This is a genomic window from Sphingobium sp. B8D3A, from assembly GCF_025961995.1.
Classification (GTDB): Bacteria; Pseudomonadota; Alphaproteobacteria; order Sphingomonadales; family Sphingomonadaceae; genus Sphingobium.
In genome coordinates this window covers 354,589-370,388 of the sequence record NZ_JAOQOS010000001.1, presented here as the reverse complement: position 1 = coordinate 370,388, position 15,800 = coordinate 354,589, and the positions used below count along the sequence as shown (strand labels likewise).

Annotated in this window: 16 protein-coding genes; 6 read left to right on the top strand and 10 right to left on the bottom strand. The window is 66.7% G+C overall.

What is annotated here, in order from left to right:
* Positions 1 to 27: 27 nt before the first annotated feature.
* On the bottom strand, positions 28 to 477 hold the full coding sequence (locus M2342_RS01815; RefSeq protein ID WP_264574095.1) for a DUF3576 domain-containing protein: 450 nt from the start codon (positions 475 to 477) through the stop codon (positions 28 to 30).
* Positions 478 to 826: 349 nt separating this feature from the next.
* On the opposite strand from M2342_RS01815, the gene M2342_RS01810 reads away from it, so the two are divergent.
* Together M2342_RS01810 and M2342_RS01805 are read left to right on the top strand one after the other, a co-directional pair.
* The gene (locus M2342_RS01810; protein ID WP_264577823.1) at positions 827 to 1,585 is read left to right on the top strand and encodes a hypothetical protein; all 759 of its coding nucleotides are present in this window, start codon (positions 827 to 829) and stop codon (positions 1,583 to 1,585) included.
* 152 nt (positions 1,586 to 1,737) lie between these two features.
* Positions 1,738 to 3,033, top strand: coding sequence for an SGNH/GDSL hydrolase family protein (locus M2342_RS01805; protein WP_264577822.1), 1,296 nt, complete (start codon positions 1,738 to 1,740; stop codon positions 3,031 to 3,033).
* Here the strand turns inward: M2342_RS01805 and M2342_RS01800 are convergent.
* Positions 3,026 to 3,613, bottom strand: a complete 588-nt coding sequence (locus M2342_RS01800; RefSeq protein WP_264577821.1) for a thiamine phosphate synthase — start codon at positions 3,611 to 3,613, stop codon at positions 3,026 to 3,028. The two genes, M2342_RS01805 and M2342_RS01800, sit on opposite strands and share 8 nt — an antisense overlap.
* Positions 3,614 to 3,656: 43 nt before the next feature.
* Here M2342_RS01800 and M2342_RS01795 point away from each other — a divergent pair, with 43 nt between their 5' ends.
* On the top strand, positions 3,657 to 4,334 hold the full coding sequence (locus tag M2342_RS01795) for a YggS family pyridoxal phosphate-dependent enzyme (protein WP_264577820.1): 678 nt from the start codon (positions 3,657 to 3,659) through the stop codon (positions 4,332 to 4,334).
* A 2-nt stretch (positions 4,335 to 4,336) separates the two neighbouring features.
* Here the strand turns inward: M2342_RS01795 and M2342_RS01790 are convergent, their stop codons facing one another.
* A complete protein-coding gene (locus M2342_RS01790) occupies positions 4,337 to 4,915 on the bottom strand; it encodes an NADPH-dependent FMN reductase (protein WP_264577819.1) in 579 nt (192 codons plus the stop codon).
* 131 nt (positions 4,916 to 5,046) lie between these two features.
* On the opposite strand from M2342_RS01790, the gene M2342_RS01785 reads away from it, so the two are divergent.
* A complete protein-coding gene (locus M2342_RS01785) occupies positions 5,047 to 5,712 on the top strand; it encodes a trimeric intracellular cation channel family protein (protein ID WP_264577818.1) in 666 nt (221 codons plus the stop codon).
* Here the strand turns inward: M2342_RS01785 and M2342_RS01780 are convergent.
* The 7 genes from M2342_RS01780 to M2342_RS01750 form a co-directional block, all read right to left on the bottom strand.
* Positions 5,688 to 6,086, bottom strand: coding sequence for a GFA family protein (locus M2342_RS01780; protein ID WP_264577817.1), 399 nt, complete (start codon positions 6,084 to 6,086; stop codon positions 5,688 to 5,690). The genes M2342_RS01785 and M2342_RS01780 overlap by 25 nt on opposite strands.
* Before the next feature lie 2 nt (positions 6,087 to 6,088).
* Complete coding sequence (gene sppA / locus M2342_RS01775; protein WP_413715155.1) at positions 6,089 to 7,984, bottom strand: signal peptide peptidase SppA; 1,896 nt, start codon at positions 7,982 to 7,984, stop codon at positions 6,089 to 6,091.
* Between the two features lie 109 nt (positions 7,985 to 8,093).
* Complete coding sequence (locus M2342_RS01770) at positions 8,094 to 9,227, bottom strand: glycosyltransferase family 2 protein (protein WP_319801073.1); 1,134 nt, start codon at positions 9,225 to 9,227, stop codon at positions 8,094 to 8,096.
* Entirely contained in the window at positions 9,224 to 10,891 is a 1,668-nt protein-coding gene (locus M2342_RS01765) for a hypothetical protein (RefSeq protein ID WP_264577815.1), read from the bottom strand. The genes M2342_RS01770 and M2342_RS01765 overlap by 4 nt, the downstream gene beginning before the upstream one ends.
* A gap of 85 nt (positions 10,892 to 10,976) precedes the next feature.
* The gene (gene zapE / locus M2342_RS01760) at positions 10,977 to 12,095 is read right to left on the bottom strand and encodes a cell division protein ZapE (protein ID WP_264577814.1); all 1,119 of its coding nucleotides are present in this window, start codon (positions 12,093 to 12,095) and stop codon (positions 10,977 to 10,979) included.
* Complete coding sequence (locus M2342_RS01755; protein ID WP_181560956.1) at positions 12,092 to 12,556, bottom strand: GFA family protein; 465 nt, start codon at positions 12,554 to 12,556, stop codon at positions 12,092 to 12,094. Before M2342_RS01755 ends, zapE begins: the two co-directional genes overlap by 4 nt.
* A gap of 41 nt (positions 12,557 to 12,597) precedes the next feature.
* Positions 12,598 to 13,383, bottom strand: a complete 786-nt coding sequence (locus M2342_RS01750; protein WP_264571563.1) for a succinate dehydrogenase iron-sulfur subunit — start codon at positions 13,381 to 13,383, stop codon at positions 12,598 to 12,600.
* Between the two features lie 191 nt (positions 13,384 to 13,574).
* On the opposite strand from M2342_RS01750, the gene M2342_RS01745 reads away from it, so the two are divergent.
* Positions 13,575 to 14,414: a diacylglycerol/lipid kinase family protein gene (locus tag M2342_RS01745; RefSeq protein ID WP_264577813.1), complete on the top strand. Its 840-nt coding sequence runs from the start codon at positions 13,575 to 13,577 to the stop codon at positions 14,412 to 14,414.
* 94 nt (positions 14,415 to 14,508) lie between these two features.
* The gene (locus M2342_RS01740) at positions 14,509 to 15,798 is read left to right on the top strand and encodes a dipeptidase (protein ID WP_264577812.1); all 1,290 of its coding nucleotides are present in this window, start codon (positions 14,509 to 14,511) and stop codon (positions 15,796 to 15,798) included.
* The last annotated feature ends 2 nt before the right edge of the window (positions 15,799 to 15,800 follow it).

Sequence of the window (15,800 nt, the reverse complement as noted above, 5' to 3'; positions counted from 1 at the left end):
CGTGACGGGCGCCGAGGCCGGGCTTTGTCAGCCGCTGATCGCGCGGCGCCGCAGGTCGCGGGCACGCGTCAGGATGATTTCTTCAAGCTTCTGGGTCGTCGCCGCCTGCACCGGGGCATCGATCCACTGGCCGTTCTGCAGCATCTGGCGGCTGGCCGCCACGCGCAGGGCATCGGCGCGCAGATCCTGGTCGAGGATCGTCACCGTCAGCTTCATGCGCTCGTTCGTCGCGGCGGGATTGATGTACCAGTCGGTCAGGATCACGCCGCCGTTGGAATCTGTCTGGAGCAGGGGCATGAAGGACAGCGTCTCGAGGCTCGCGCGCCAGAGATAGCCGTTGATGCCGATGCTGGTCACGCGCGAGGCGGCCAGATCGGCCTTGGGGCGATCCTTCCCGCCGCCGCAGCCTGCCAGCAGCCCGCAGGAAAGCGCCAGCAGCAGGCCGCCCTTCAAAGTCTTGTGTCCGCTCAGAACCATGCGTTGCCTATCCCGTGATGTCCGGTGGTGACCGGGCTCCCTGTCGATCAGCCTCTATAGTGAGGCAGGGCGGCGGCACAAGTGGCGGATTGCGCGGGCTCTGCCGCTCGCGCCGCTGCCGGCATCGGCCCGGCGCAATTTCAGTTGCGGTGGGTTGATTTTTGCAACCGTGTTGAACAATGGTCGTTTCACAAAGAGATTATAAGGGGATAACCGGCTCGCCGGTGGCCACTGTGGAGAATTGGTCACGCTTTCCAGCGAATCGTCTCTGCTTCTGGTCCGCGCTATCCCCGCATGATATAAGAACACAGACCGGCCCTCAAAATGGAGTCGGCGCAGGGAGCGAACGGTGACGGTGAAGACGGGAAAGATCGCGTTGGCGGGGGCTTTGACAGCCGCCCTTTCGCTCGCCCTCACCCCGGCGCTTTCCGCTGTTCTCGGCGCAGAATCGAAGAGCCTGGATCAAAGCGGCGTGTCGCTGAAGATGCTAGGAAGCATCGGTTCGTTCACGCCGGTCACCCATGATGAGAAGCTGGCCAAGGCCTATGCCCAGGCCGCACGCGAATCGCAGAGCAAGGGCTTCCGCTTCACGCCGACCAGTGGTTCGGCGGCCGGCAATCGCTCGCTGACCATTCTCGTCCGCACGCCCAACGCCATGGCCTCCGCGCTGGATGGCCGGTCCGAGCGGGTTCTGCCCAATCTCGGCGTCGCGCCTGTCGCATACCGGCTGGGCGTGACCAAGGGTCTCGCGCGGTTCACGCCGGGCACCCGCATCGAATCCTCCAGGCTCGACCCGATCATCGAGAAGTCGATCAGCGAGCCGGTCGCCAGCTTCACGCTGCGCCCGAAGCAGGATCGCTTCTCGGCAAATGTCCAGCTTGAGCACCGCGAAGTCGCTGCCGCCTCCCCGGCGGAAGATACGCCGGCCACGCTCGGCACCGAGCCCAGCTATGCCGTCGATCTGTCGAGCAGCTACTCGCTGACCCGCAACCTGAACCTGAAGGCTGGCGTGCGCTATGCCGGGCCGAACAACCGGCTTGCGCCGACCGTCACGGATCAGGCGCAGGACAGCCAGGCCGTCTACGTCGGGACCACCTTCAAGTTCTAAGCCCGCCTGTGCGCTGACCTCTCGTTTGCGAGCGCGATGAGTCGCGCCCGCAAACGCTGCGTTCTTCCTTCTCGATGATTGACACGGCAGCGCCCCACAAGGCAGCACCGCGGTGCGGGCCGCCGGATCGCGCCGCAACGGGGAGAGGGACTATGCGCATAAATCAGATCGCCCATCATCGTCGCGATCACGCCGGGAAAAGCCGGATCGGACGCACGACGGGCATCGCCGCGATAGCGCTGGGCCTGCTTCTCTCGGCAGCCCCCGCGCGGGCGGACTGGATCACCAGCTGGTCCGCCGCGCCGGTCCGCCCCCGCACGGACCTTGGCCCGCTCATGGCGCCGAGAAGCTATAATAATCAGACGCTGATGCAGACGCTTCGCATCGCGGCCGGTGGCAAGGCACTGCGGCTGCGCCTCACCAATGCCTATGGCGAGAAGCCGCTGGAGATCGGCGGGGTGCGCATCGCCCTGCTCGATCCGCAAGGCGCCGAAGTACCGGGCTCGGCCCGGATGCTGCGCTTCGGCGGCGCGGCGACAGCCCGCATCCCGGCGCGCGCGCCATTGCTGAGCGACACGGTCGACATGCCCGTGCCGGACCTCGCCCGCCTCTCCGTGCAGATCTATGTGCCGGGCGATACCGGCCCCTGCACCTGCCATGAAAGCGGGCTGGATACACTGCGCGTCTCACCCCCCGGCAATTATCTCGGCAAGCCCTTCGAGCCCGTGCAGCAAGGTCCGCACCGCCCCTTCCTCGCCGCCGTGGAGGTCGATGCGCAGGACGGTGCCGGCACGATTGCCATGCTGGCCGATTCGATCACCGATGGCATCGGCTCCACGCCGGGCGCGAACCGGCGCTGGCCGGACTTCCTCGCCGCCCGTCTCTCCGCCGCCGCTCCCGGCAAATGGGGTATCGCCAATCAGGGCATCAGCGGCAATCGCGTGCTCAGCGATGGCTTTGGCGACAGTGCGCTGGCCCGGCTGGACCGCGACATCCTCGCCCTGCCCGGCATCCGCTATCTGATCGTGTTCGAGGGCGTGAACGATCTCGGCATCGCTTTTGGTGCCGAGCGCATGGCGCAGCAGACCGGCCGGCCCAATGTCCTTGCAGATGGCACCAAGGTGACGCTGGAGACGATGCTGGCGGGCTATCGCCAGATCGCCGAGCGCGCACGGGCGCGCGGCATCACCGCGGTCGGCGCGACGATCGCCCCCTATAAGGGCGCGACCTATTGGACGCCGGAGGCCGAGACCGTGCGGCAGGGCATCAATGCCGCCATCCGCTCCGGCACGATCTTCGATGCCTGGGTGGATTTCGACGCCGCCTTTGCGGACCCCCCCAATCCGCAACAGATGCGGCCCGGCTATCATATGGGCGACTTCCTGCACGGCACCGACGCGGGTTATGAGGCGCTGGCCGCGTCCATCGACCTCTCGCTGTTCAAATAGCGCCGCCGCGCGGGCCACGTCTGGGCGTCAACCCGTCGATGGCCGCATAACCCACAGCCCCAAGGCGCTGCACCAATGAGGCGTGGCGCGGGTGGACCCCACCAAGCGCGATCACCGGCAGGGTCGCAAGCCGCGCGAGCGCCGCAAAGCGTGCAGGGCCGAGTGGTCGCGCGCCGGGGTGCGAACGCGTGCGAAACAGCGGCGAGAGCAGCACAACGTCCGCACCGGCGCCCTGCGCGGCCAACGCTTCCCTATGGCTGTGCGCCGGCGCGCTATGCAGCCAGCGCGAGTCGCGCGGCCCCCGCGCCGGACCATGATGGCCATCTGCCCCCCAGTGCCGGGCCATGGCCGCATCGCCGGCCAGCAGAATGCGGCAATGGCGCTTGCGCGCTGCTCGCCGCACCTGATTGAACAAGGCCCGCCGTGCGATGGGGTCGAGGCGATAATGGCGCAAGATGACGGCCGACTGGCGCGGCAGACGCGCGATGGCGCGCAACAGATCGTCCGTCGCGACGCGCTCGTCACTCATCAGCCACAGCGTTGGCAGGGGGGTGCGCGATTTGCCTTGGCCTGCGTGCATCGCGCCTTTTATAGCGGCGCCGATGAATGGGCAAAATAATCAGATGAGCGCTGAGGGCACGGCCGAAAGCCGGTTGGCGCATGTGCGGGACAGCATCAGCAGGGTCGAGCGCGTCGCAAGTCGTCCTGCGGGGTCGGTGACGCTGATCGCCGTCAGCAAGACGCATCCGGCTGAGGCGGTGCGCCCGCTCATCGAGGCCGGGCAGCGCGTGTTCGGCGAAAACCGCGTGCAGGAGGCGCAGGCCAAATGGCCGGCGCTGCGCGAGGCTCATCCCGATATCCGCCTCCACCTCGTCGGCCAGCTTCAGTCCAACAAGGCGGAGGATGCGGTCGCCCTGTTCGATGCCATTCACGGCGTCGACCGCGCCTCGCTGATCGCGGCGCTGGCCAAGGCCATGGACAAGGCAGGCCGTCGGCCGGATTGCTTCCTGCAGGTCAATATCGGCGAAGAAGAGCAGAAGGGCGGCTGCGCCATCGCCGATGTGCCGACCTTGCTGGCGCAGGCGCGCGCGGCGGACCTGCCGGTCGTCGGGCTGATGTGCGTGCCCCCCGCCGAGGTGGAAGCGGCCCCCTATTTCGCCCTGCTCGACAAGCTGGCCCGCGATCATGGATTGCCGGGCCGCTCCATGGGCATGTCCGGCGATTATGAGACGGCGGTGATGCTTGGCGCCACCCATGTGCGCGTGGGCACCGCTTTGTTCGGCACCCGCGACGCCATCTGACGTCAGCCCGGCCTGCGCTGCGCCTTCACCGCGCCGGCCCACCATTCCAGCTCGTCCGCAAAGCCGGTGAAGCTGCGCACCAGCGCCGCGCCACCCGCGCCGCTCGGTTCGCAGGCCGCATCGAGACTATCCGTGATTGCGCCGACTGCCACGCTGGCGGGAATCACGGCGATCCCCAGCGTCGTCAGCGTCGGATGCCAGGCGTAGCTGGAGCGCGCGCCCGCCATCCGCCCCGCCGAATAGCTGACAATGCCGGCCGGCCGCCGCCGCCATTCCTGATAATAATGGTCGATGAGATTCTTGAGGCCCGGCTGCAGCCCGCTATTATACTCGCCGGTGACGAACACGAAGCCATCGGCCGCGCCGATCTTGTCGGCCAGCGCCGTCATCTCGGCAGGGGCAGTACCGGGCGCATAATCGGAGAGGCGCTTGTCCAGCATCGGCAGGCCGACCGCCCGCGCATCGATCAGCTCCACTTTATGGCCCCGTTCGGACAGCATGCGCACGCAATAGCCCGCAAGCCTTATGCCGGCGCGCGCCTCCCGATAGGATCCATAGAAGACGAGAAGCGAAAGGCTCATATTGTCAGGCTCCGTGGCAATGTCGGCGCGAGCCTAGCAGCCTGTCCCATCCTGCGCGACTGGCGAAACACCGTATCAGCAGAGGGGGCAGCAGAGATGGAAAGCCAGCCGATCTGCGCTAAGGAAGGCGCATGACACCGCAGGATCTGCCCGTGCCCGTCGACGCGCTGCTCTCCGCCATGGGGCTGGTGGGCATCTTCGTCTTTGCGGCCTCGGGCGCGCTGGCGGCGGCGCGCCTCGGCCAGACCCTCGTCACCTTCGCCTTCTTTGCCATCGCCACCGGCGTGGGCGGCGGCACGGTGCGCGATCTGCTGATCGGCGCGCCGGTCTTCTGGATTCACGATGTGCGCCCCGCGCTCATCTGCCTCGGTGCATCGCTCGTGGTGTGGATGACGCCCGAGCGCTGGTGGAGCGAGCGCGCGCTCGACTGGCTGGACGCCGTGGGGCTGGTCGCCTTCGCCGTGTTCGGCACCGCCAAGGCCATGAGCCTGGACATCCCGCCCTTCATCGGCGCGCTGATGGGCATCATCACGGCCTGCGTCGGCGGCATCATCCGCGATCTGCTCGCAGGCCACCCCTCCATCGTGCTGCGCCCGGAAATCTATGTGACCGCCGCCGCCCTGTCGGCAGGCCTCTATGCGCTGCTGGCCAGCATCGGCATGGCCGCCCCCTGGGCCGCCGTTCTGGCGGTGATCGCCGGCTTCATCCTGCGCGCCGTTGCCATCGTGCGCGGCCTTGCGCTCCCGCATTATCGCACCGGCAACAGCCCGGATCAGGCAGGTGGCCCCTCGGGATAATGCGGCAGATCATCGGCCGATGTGAGCCAGCTCAGCCCGCTTGACGTCCAGATATGCTCGGTCGGCGGGTAGCGCTCCGGCTTATCCAGGCTGCCAATGGCAAGGCCGATCACATTGGCCGAGGCGCGCTCCGAGAACAAGGTGGTGCCGCATGCGGTGCAGAAGCCGCGTCGCAACGCCGCCGAGCTGTGATGCCATCCCACCGGGCCTTCGATACGGACGGCATCGAGCGGCACCAGCACCCGCGCATAAAGCGGTGCGCCGGTCGCTTTCTGGCAGAGCCGGCAATGGCAGGCGCGAATGTTGATCGGCGCCGCATCGGTCGCATAGCGGCAAGCGCCGCACAGGCAGCCGCCGGTGATCGCGTCCGCCATTCTCAGAGCGGCCGCTGGGCAGCGCCAAGGAGGATGCCGAGCCAGCCTGCCTGCTCGCCCGACGTCATGACGCTGGCCGGCGTAAAGGCGCGGCATTCCAGGCAGTCCGCGCGGATCGACGGGCCTTCCACCAGCCCCTGCAGATCACGCATGATCCGCACGGCAATCTGCCGCTGCTCCCGCGCCGCATAGCTCAGCAGATCGCGCGGCGCGGTGATGGCGGGCGCTTTGGCCTCCCCGCTCAGGAACATGCCGAGAAACTGCGCGAGCGAATCCGGCTCCGGGTCGAAATAGCGCGCGCTTGCGGCGTCACCGCTCAGCTTGGCGCGCCGCGCGGCTTCCGCCACGGCCTCTTCCAGCCCGCCGAAGCGGTCGACCAGCTTGAGTTGATGCGCCATGCCGCCGGCCCACACCCGGCCCTGCGCGATCTCGTTGACGCGCTGCGGCGTCATCTTGCGGTTGCTGGCGACCAGACCGATGAACTTGCCGTAGATATCCTCCACGCTCGCCTGCGCCAGCGCGTTGAACTCCGGGCTCACCCCACCGATCACGTCCGGCTCGCCGGAGAGCGGCGTCGCTTTCACGCCATCGCTGGTGATGCCGACCTTGGCGAGCGCATCCTCGAAGCTCGGCAATATGCCGAACACGCCGATCGAGCCGGTGATCGTCGCCGGCTCGGCAAAGATCATGTCGCTGGCCGTACTGACCCAATAGCCGCCGCTGGCCGCGACATTGCCCATCGAGACCACGATCGGCAGGCCCTTGGCCCGCGCCTGCGCCAAAGCGAGGCGGATTTCCTCCGCCGCCGCCGCCGATCCGCCCGGCGAATCGACGCGCAGCACCAGTGCCTTCACCGAATCCTCGGCCACCGCATCGTTGATGAGGCTGGCGACGCTGGTTCCTCCGGCTTGGCCGGGCGCCGCGTCGCCATCCACGATTTCTCCGGCGACGGTGACGACGCCGACCTGCCCGCCGCTGCCTTCCTTGTGCTTGCGCAAATAGCCCTCGAGCGGGATCGCGGCATAATCGCCCGGGCGCGGATCGCTCGCTTCCCCGACGATTTCGGCAACATGATTGCCGAATGTCACCGGGTCGCCGAGCTTGTCGACCAGCCCCGCCGCCTGCGCCGCCTTGGCGGTATCGCCGCCATTGGCGCGCAGCAGCGCCAGCGGATCGGCCAGATAATCCCGCACCCGCGCCGCCGGGCGCGCCTTGCCGACATGCGCCAGCCAGTCGGACCAGATCGCCGTCACCAGCGCCTCATTGGCGGCGCGCGCCTCGGGCGATTGTTCGGCCTGCGTATAGGGCTCCACCGCGCTCTTGAAGCTGCCGACGCGGTAGACATGCGCCTTCACCCCCAGCCGGTCGATCAGGCCCTTGAAGTAGAGATTGCTCCCGCCCGGCCCGGTCACCCCGACCATGCCGAGCGGATCGAGCCACACCTCGCTGGCATGGGCGGCCAGCATGTAGCTGGCATCGTCATAATAAGAAGCGCGGGTGAGCACCGGCTTGCCCGCGGCGCGCACCTTGTCCAGCGCCTCGCCCACGCGCTGCATGGCGACCTGACCGCCGCCGCCAAAGCCATCCAGATCGAGCACCACGGCCTTGATCGCGCTGTCGCCAGCCGCCGCCTCGATGGCGCGCACCACATCGCGCAGGCGATATTCGCCCGACCCGCCGGTGCCCGCGACCATCGCATATTGATCGATCGGCCGCGGCTGCTCGACGATCGGCCTGTCCAGCGCAAGATAGAGCGCACCACTGGCCGGAAAGCTCTCTTCCATCCGCGCCGCCTTGAGGCCGGCATAGAGCATCGCGAAGAAGAGGATGAGGAAGAGCAGGACCAGCGCGTCCTTCACCCCCATCATGATTTTCCAGGCAGTTTTCACAAGACTCAGCACGTTGGCGGCTCCTTTGCCGCTTCGCTAGCGCATCTTCCTGCCCGATGCACGTTCCCGTCAGATGCAGAACGCCCCGGCGATTTGCGAACCGCCGGGTGTCCGTTCCTCAGCCCTTCTTCTTCCAGGTGAAGAAGGCCGACATCACATAGTTCCACACGACGCTGACCATGATTCCCGCCAGCGCGGACAAAGCCCAATAGGCCTTGTTGACGAACAGCCAGTCCGCCACGCCGATATTGGCCGCAGCACCGAAAGCACAGACGAGGTTGAAGGTGATCCAGCCGCGCAGCAATCCCCAGCCCTGCAGGCGCTGGTCGCGGTAGGTGAACATGTTGTTGAGCAGGAAGTTGCTGGTGATCGCGACGAGCGTCGCTGCGGTCTGCGCCACCGCGAAGCTCATGCCCAGCGCCACGAACAGCAGCGTCAGCACGGCAAAGTGGACGACCACGCCCGTGCCGCCGACCATGGCGAAGCTCAGGAAACGAACCGGCACGATATGGCCCACCGCCTTGTCCATGAGCAGCTGCACATACTCCCACAGCACCAGGCTATCGAGCTTGCTCTCGCCGAACTGGCGCGTGCGGAAGGTGTAGGGCACTTCCGCAACCCGCAGCGGCGTGGGTGCGCTGGCCGCGATATCCAGCAGGATCTTGAAGCCCACGGTCGAGAGATTGGGCAGCGAGCGCATGAAGGCATCCCGCCGCATCATCATGAAGCCGCTCATCGGGTCGGAAATCGGCGTCTTGGTCAGCTTAAGCGCCAGCTTGGTGGCGAACTGGCTCATCCGCTGGCGGCTCTCGCTCCAGTCGCCCATGCCGCCGCCTTCGACATAGCGGCTGCCGACGACCAGATCGACATCGTCCGCCCTGATCCGCTCGAACATGGTCTTGAGCACGCTCTCATCGTGCTGAAGATCGGCATCCATGATCGCCACATAAGGGGCGGACGTCGCAAGAATGCCCTCGACGCAGGCGCTCGACAGGCCCCGGCGCCCAAAGCGATGGAGAATGCGCACGCGCGGATCGCGCTGAGCCAGCGCCCGCACCTTGCCGGAGGTATCGTCGGGCGAATTATCGTCCACGAACACCAGCTCCCAGGCGACGCCGGGCAGCGCCTTGTCGACCAGATCGGCGAGCAGGGCCACATTCTGCGCTTCGTTGAAGGTCGGAACGACGATCGCAAGCTCGGCCGGAAGCATCTGCGCCGCGACCGGAGCGTCTGTCATGATCTGGATGGTCACTCGGAAAGGTCCTCAATGGCTGGCGCGGCGGGTTGACGGGTCGGCGCTGATGCAGGGTCGGGATGATGGTACAGCGTACCGGTGAAGGCGAAATTACCGGGACGATCGATTGTTTCCGCCGGGCGCCATCCGGCCGCCGTCAGGGCGGGGACCAAATCCCTCGCCGGCGGGGGCGTCTCACCCCGCGCCACGGCGCGCAGGTCATTGTGGCTTTTGAGTTCGACATGGCTGACCAGCAATGTCGCGCGGTCGGCCAGCGCCGTCAGCGGCTGCGGCGGCCCACCCGGATCGCCGCCGCGCGTGATCCGAATCGCGGATTGCCCGTCCGCCGTCAGCAGCCATTGCGGCAGATCGTCGCGATGGGTGCGATAGAGCGGGAAATAGGCCCATGCCCAGGCATCGCCAACATGCAGCACAGCGAGCGGCTTCTCCGCCTTGGCCACCATGGCCTCCAGCGTGCGCGAAGGCCCGTGGATGAACCAGTCGGCCCGCACCAGGAACATGACCAGCGCCGCCGCACTGCCAATGACCAGCAGGGCGGTGCCCGCGTGGCGAACCCAGTCGGCGATCCGGCCGCGCCTCGCGATGGCCCCGTCAGCGGCGAGCGCGAGGATCACCGCGAGCGGCGCCAGCATCCAGATATTATAGCGCGGCGCGAGCGCATCGAATTGCGAGACCAGCAGCGCCGCCGCGATGGTCACGATCATGCCCGCGGCCAGCGCCAGGATCAGGCCGATGACCGGATCATGCCGAATGGCTGTTCCGCGTCTCGCGGCCTGTCCGCCAAGGCCGACTGCCGCGACGAGCAGAAGGATGGCGCCCCCCGCAAAGCACAAGGCAGCCACCGGCAGATCCACCAAGGTCGCGCCACTCACCAGCATCTGCGCCAGAAAGGCCGCGATGTCGCCCAGACCGACCCCGCCGGCCGGCGCGGCGGAACCGGGTGACGGCGAACTCAGATTGGCCGCACCCAGAACGAAGGGTGCCAGTCCTGCCCACAGCAGCAACAGCAGCGCATAGGCCAGCACCACCCTCACGGCGCCGCGCACAGTCCGCGCATCGATGAAGATCGCCAGCGTATAGGCCGATGTCGCAACGATGCCGAAGAAGTGCGTGTAGCCGCTCAGCACACCGAGCAGCACGAACAGGCCCAGCCGCCGCACGCTTTGCGCCACGTCGCCGCGAATCACCATCGCCGCCTGCGCACAGCTGATCGCGAGAAGGAGGGGATAGGCGCGGATTTCGACGGCCATGGAGACCAGTCGGGGGGAAAGCACCAGCAGCAGCCCGGCAATCAGGGCCGCGCGCAACCCGTAGCGGGATGCAAGCGCGCGCATCAGGATCAGGATGCCGCCGGCCGTGATTGCAGCATGATAAAGCCGGAACGCCAGCTCATTGGCGCCCCACAGGTGCCAGCCGATCATATCGATAAAGTAACTCAGTGGCGGCATCCGGTCGTCCGGTACGCCGAACCCGGCATCATAGCCGCCGGCCAGCCAGGAGAGCAGCGCACCCGGCGCGAGGGTGACGCCGGAAAGCTGGGTCGTCTCGTCGATCCAGATATTCTGGAGGCGCGCGAAGAGGACTGCCGCGATGGCAAAAATCACGAGGACGGGCGTGGCCGCAAGCCAAAGCCGTCCTGCACCGCTGGACCCCTGCTTCATTGATTCCCCACGTCCCACAGGCCCACCGGCCCGCATATCAGATCATCATTCAGCTAGCCGCTAGCACCGGCAGCCTAATTTTACGTCAACTGGCGTGCGCGCCATGGCCGAGCGCGAGATACTCCAGCGACTGCATTTCCATCAGGCGGGAGACCGTCCGCTCGAACTCGAACTTGCCATCCCCCTGCGGATAGAGATCCTGCGGCAGGGCGTCCGCACCGGCGATCAGCTTGACCTTATGCTCGTACAGGGCGTCGATCAGCGTGACGAAACGCGCGGCCTCGTTGCGGTTTTCCGGCCCGAGCACCGGAATGCCGACGATGATGACGCTGTGGAAACGCCGCGCAATGGCGAGATAATCCGCCGCGCCCCGCGCTTCTCCGCACAGGCGCTTGAATGAAAACACCGCCACGCCCTTGAGGCTCTTGGGCACATGCAGGCTGCGCCCGCCACCGACGCTCAATTCCTCGCTCGGCACATTGGCGCTGTCTTCGGGCGGATAATCCGTCAGGCGGAAGAAGATTTCGCGCAGCTTGGCGGTGGTCTCATCGCCATTGGGCACATGCCAGATGTCCATGCCGCCCAGCCGATCCAGCCGATAATCGGTCGGCCCGTTGAGCGGCACCACGTCGAGCCGCGCCTTGAGCAGATCGATAAAGGGCAGGAACAGCTCGCGGTTGAGCCCATCCTTGTAGAGATCGTCCGGCGCGCGGTTGGAGGTGGCGACCAGCGTCACCCCGGCATCGAACAGCGCGGTGAACAGGCGGGACATGATGGCGGCATCCGCCATATTGTTGACCACCATTTCATCGAACAGCAGCACCTTGGCCTCGGCCGCGAGTTGCGCGGCGACGGGCGCAATCGGGTCGCCGCTCTCGCTCTCGCGCACCGCCCGCAGCCGCGCATGCACATCGAGCATGAACTCGTGGAAGTGGATGCGGCGCTTGGCGGGGCCATCCAGGCAATCGCGCATCAGGTCCATCAGCATGGATTTGCCGCGCCCGACGCCACCCCACAGGTACACGCCGCGGATCGGCTCGGGCGCCTTGCGAAGCATCCGCCAGAGCACGGAGCCTTTCTTCGGCGCGGCTTCCAGCTCCTGCTGCAGCCGGTCGAGCCGGATCGCGGCAGCGCGCTGATCCGGATCGGGTTTCAGCTCTCCAGCGGCGATAAGGTCGTCATAACAGGAGAGCAGGCCACTCATGCGTCGCGCGGGGAGGCCTCCGCCGGGGCGCTGTGCTGCACGCGCGGTTGCATGATCTCATATTTGGGCAGCGCCGGGTCGAAATAGTCCCAGGCCACGGCATCCTTCATGTAGATGACGCTTTGCGGCGAGACGCGGTCGGGCTCGTCGAGAGACCCGGCCTGCACCATGATGAACTCGCCCGGCAGCGTGCCGGAGGTGAAAATCCGTCCGCCGCATGTTCCGCAGAAATGCCGCGTCACATCCCCGCCGGTATCGCCATGGTTGGTATAGGTCTTGGGCGTGCCCTCGATGGCGAGCTGGCTGTTATGGATGCCGATGATCGTGGTGTGGCCGGTGCCGGTCGCCTTCTGGCAATCCTTGCAGCAGCATTGGGACACCCACAGCGTCGGCCCGGTCAGCTTGTAGCGCAGCTCTCCGCACAAGCAGCCACCATCCAGAACTTCGCCTTCCTTCACCATCGCCGATCTCCGAATTGTCGTTGTCTCGGTCGACTGTGACGTCAAATCGCGCGCTCGACCATCATCTTTCGCGTCTCGGCAATGGCCTTGGCGGGCGACAGGCCCTTGGGGCACACATTGGCGCAGTTCATGATGGTGTGGCAGCGATAGAGGCGGAAGGGATCTTCCAGATCATCGAGGCGCTCACCGGTCATCTCGTCGCGCGAGTCGGCCAGCCAGCGATAGGCCTGGAGCAGGATCGCCGGACCAAGGAAGCGATCGGAATTCCACCAGTAGCTCGGGCAGCTGGAGGAGCAGCAGGCGCACAGGATGCACTCGTAGAGCCCGTCCAGCTTCTCACGATCCTCGGGGCTCTGCAGCCGCTCCTTGCCGCTCGGCGGCGGGGTGACGGTCTGCAGCCAGGGCTTGATCGAGCTGTATTGCGCATAGAAATGCGTGAAGTCCGGCACGAGATCCTTGATCACGTCCATATGCGGCAGCGGCGTGATGCGGACCTCGCCCTTGCAGTCCTCGATCGCGGTCGTGCAGGCGAGGCCGTTCTTGCCGTTGATATTCATCGAGCAGGAGCCGCAAATGCCCTCGCGGCAGGAGCGGCGGAAGGTCAGCGACGAATCCTGCTCGCCCTTCATCTTGATGAGCGCGTCCAGCACCATCGGCCCGCATTTATCGAGATCGATCTCGAACGTGTCGTAGCGGGGGTTCTCGCCGCTATCCGGATCGTAGCGATAGACCTTGAACTTCTTGACGTTCGTGGCGCCGTCCTGCGCCTTGTGCACGGTCCCGTTCTTGCGAACGACGCTGTTTGCGGGGAGGGAGAATTCGGCCATCGTCTGTTTCCTGCCGCCTGCTGGCTGATCGGGCGCTTGATGCCGCGCCGCAATAAAAGCAATGCGGCGTCCTAGCGCGTGTGTCCGCGCGGCTCAAGCACCGAGCGGAGGCCACGCGAAATTGCTTGTCACCGCTGCCATCCTGCATCCAAACACCCCGCCAGACGTTCCCGGCGAGCATGACGGTCACAATGAGCGACTCCCTCTTCATCTATAATGAGCGCAGCGGCACATGCGATCCTGCGCTGGTGTCCGCGATCCAGGCCGCGTTCGCGCAGGCGGGCCGCCCCATCGGCACCTCCCGGCCCATCGACGACGGCCCGCTGCCAGACGCCGCGCAGGCAGTCGAGCGCGGCATTGGCCTCGTCATCATTCTCGGCGGGGATGGCTCTCTTGCCTCCACCGCGCAGGCGCTCGCCGGCTGGGATGGCACCCTGCTCGCGCTGCCCGGCGGCACGATGAACCTGCTGGCTCACCGGCTCCACGGCAATCTCGATCCGCTCGCCATCGCCAAGGCCTATCTGGCGAACAAGGGGACCGTGATGGCCGTGCCGGTGATCGAGGCAGACGAGATCACCGCCTATACCGGCATCATCGTCGGCCCCACGGCCGCATGGGGCAATGTGCGCGAGGCGCTGCGCAATCATGATCTCGCCGCGCTGGCGGAAAAGGTACCGGAGGCCATCACCGCCACCTTCGAGGCCCCGGCCGTCTCGCTCGCCGGCGATCCGCGCGATTATCCCGCGATCTTCGTCGAGCCGGCCAAGCAGGGCCTGCATGCCTATGGCGTGCTCGCCCGCAATGCCGGCGAGCTGTTCGCGCATGGCTGGGCCTGGCTCTCGGGCGATTTCCGCAATGGGCCTTCCGAATCGCTCGGCACCGCCGATCATCTGGAGATAGAGAGCGCCGGCAAGACGCTGGATCTGCTCGTCGATGGCGAGAAGGCGACCACCAAAGCGCCCTTCCACCTCCGCAGCGCGCAATCGGGCGTGCGCTTCTTCGCCGCACAGGGGGACGCAGGCTGGCGCTGAGCCGCAGCCCCGCCGCCCGCCGTACGACATTTCTCCCCCTCCAGCGCCCCGCCGGCCCCTTCCCACCAGCCCGCGGACATGCTGAAATGCAGCCATGTCCATGCTCACGCGCCTGCTCACCGCCGCTCTGGCTTTCTCCGCGACAACCGCGCTGGCCGAACCGGCCGACCCCGCCGATCCCAATCTGCCGCGCCTCAAGAAGGTGCTCGCCGCCACGCCGCTGATCGACGGGCATAATGACTGGCCCGGCGCCATCGCCGGCCATGATGGGGATGCGCGCTGGTCGGTGGACCTGACGCGGCTGAACGCGGAGGATTTCGATACCGACATCACCCGGCTGCGGCAGGGCATGGTCGGCGGGCAGTTCTGGTCCGTTTATGTCCCCGCGACGCTGTCGCCGCTGGAGCAGGTCAAGAAGACGCTGGAACAGATCGACCTCGTGAAATCCATCGTACGCCGCTACCCGGCCGAGTTCACGCTCGCGCGCACCGCCGCGCAGGTCAGGGCCGCGCACAAGGCCGGGCGCATCGCCTCGCTGATCGGCGCGGAAGGCGGCGGCCAGATCGATGAGAGCTTCTCGGTCCTGCGCGCTTATGCCGAGCTGGGCATGGGCTATCTCACCCTGACGCACAGCCGCACCATCGCCTGGGCGGACAGCGCCACCGACGACCCGGCCCATGGCGGGCTCACCCCGTTCGGCGTGGCGGTGGTGCGTGAGATGAACCGGCTGAACATGCTGGTCGATCTCAGCCATGTGAACGAGGATACGATGCTGGACGCGATCGCCGCCAGCCGCGCGCCGGTCATCTTCTCCCATTCCAGCGCACGGGCGCTGTGCGATCATCCTCGCAACGTCTCGGACAAGGTGCTCAAGGAAGTCGCGGGCACCGGCGGCATCGTCATGGTCGCCTTCGCACCCAATTATATCTCGGAGGCGCGCCGGGTGTGGGGGGTGCAGCAGGGCGCCCAGCGCGCGCTCTACAACCAGCCGCCGCTCAACGGCCTCTATATCGGCCAGCCGGACCGGGCGAAGGCCGCCATGGAGGCCTGGCTCGCCGCCAATCCCGAGCCGCGCGTGACGGTGCAGATGGTCGCCGACCACATCGATCATATCGCCAAGGTCGCCGGCTATGATCATGTCGGCCTTGGCGGCGATTATGATGGTCTGCCGGCCCTGCCGGACGGCATGACCGGCGTGGAAAGCTATCCACCGCTGCTGCTGGAGCTGATGAAACGGGGCTGGAGCGATGCCAATATCGCCAAGCTGGCCGGCGGGAACATCCTGCGCGTCATGGAACAGGCCGAGAAGGTCGCGGCCTCCCTGAAGGACGAACCGCCTGCCACCGGCACGCGCGAGGCGATGGACGCCGCGCCGAAGAGCTAAGC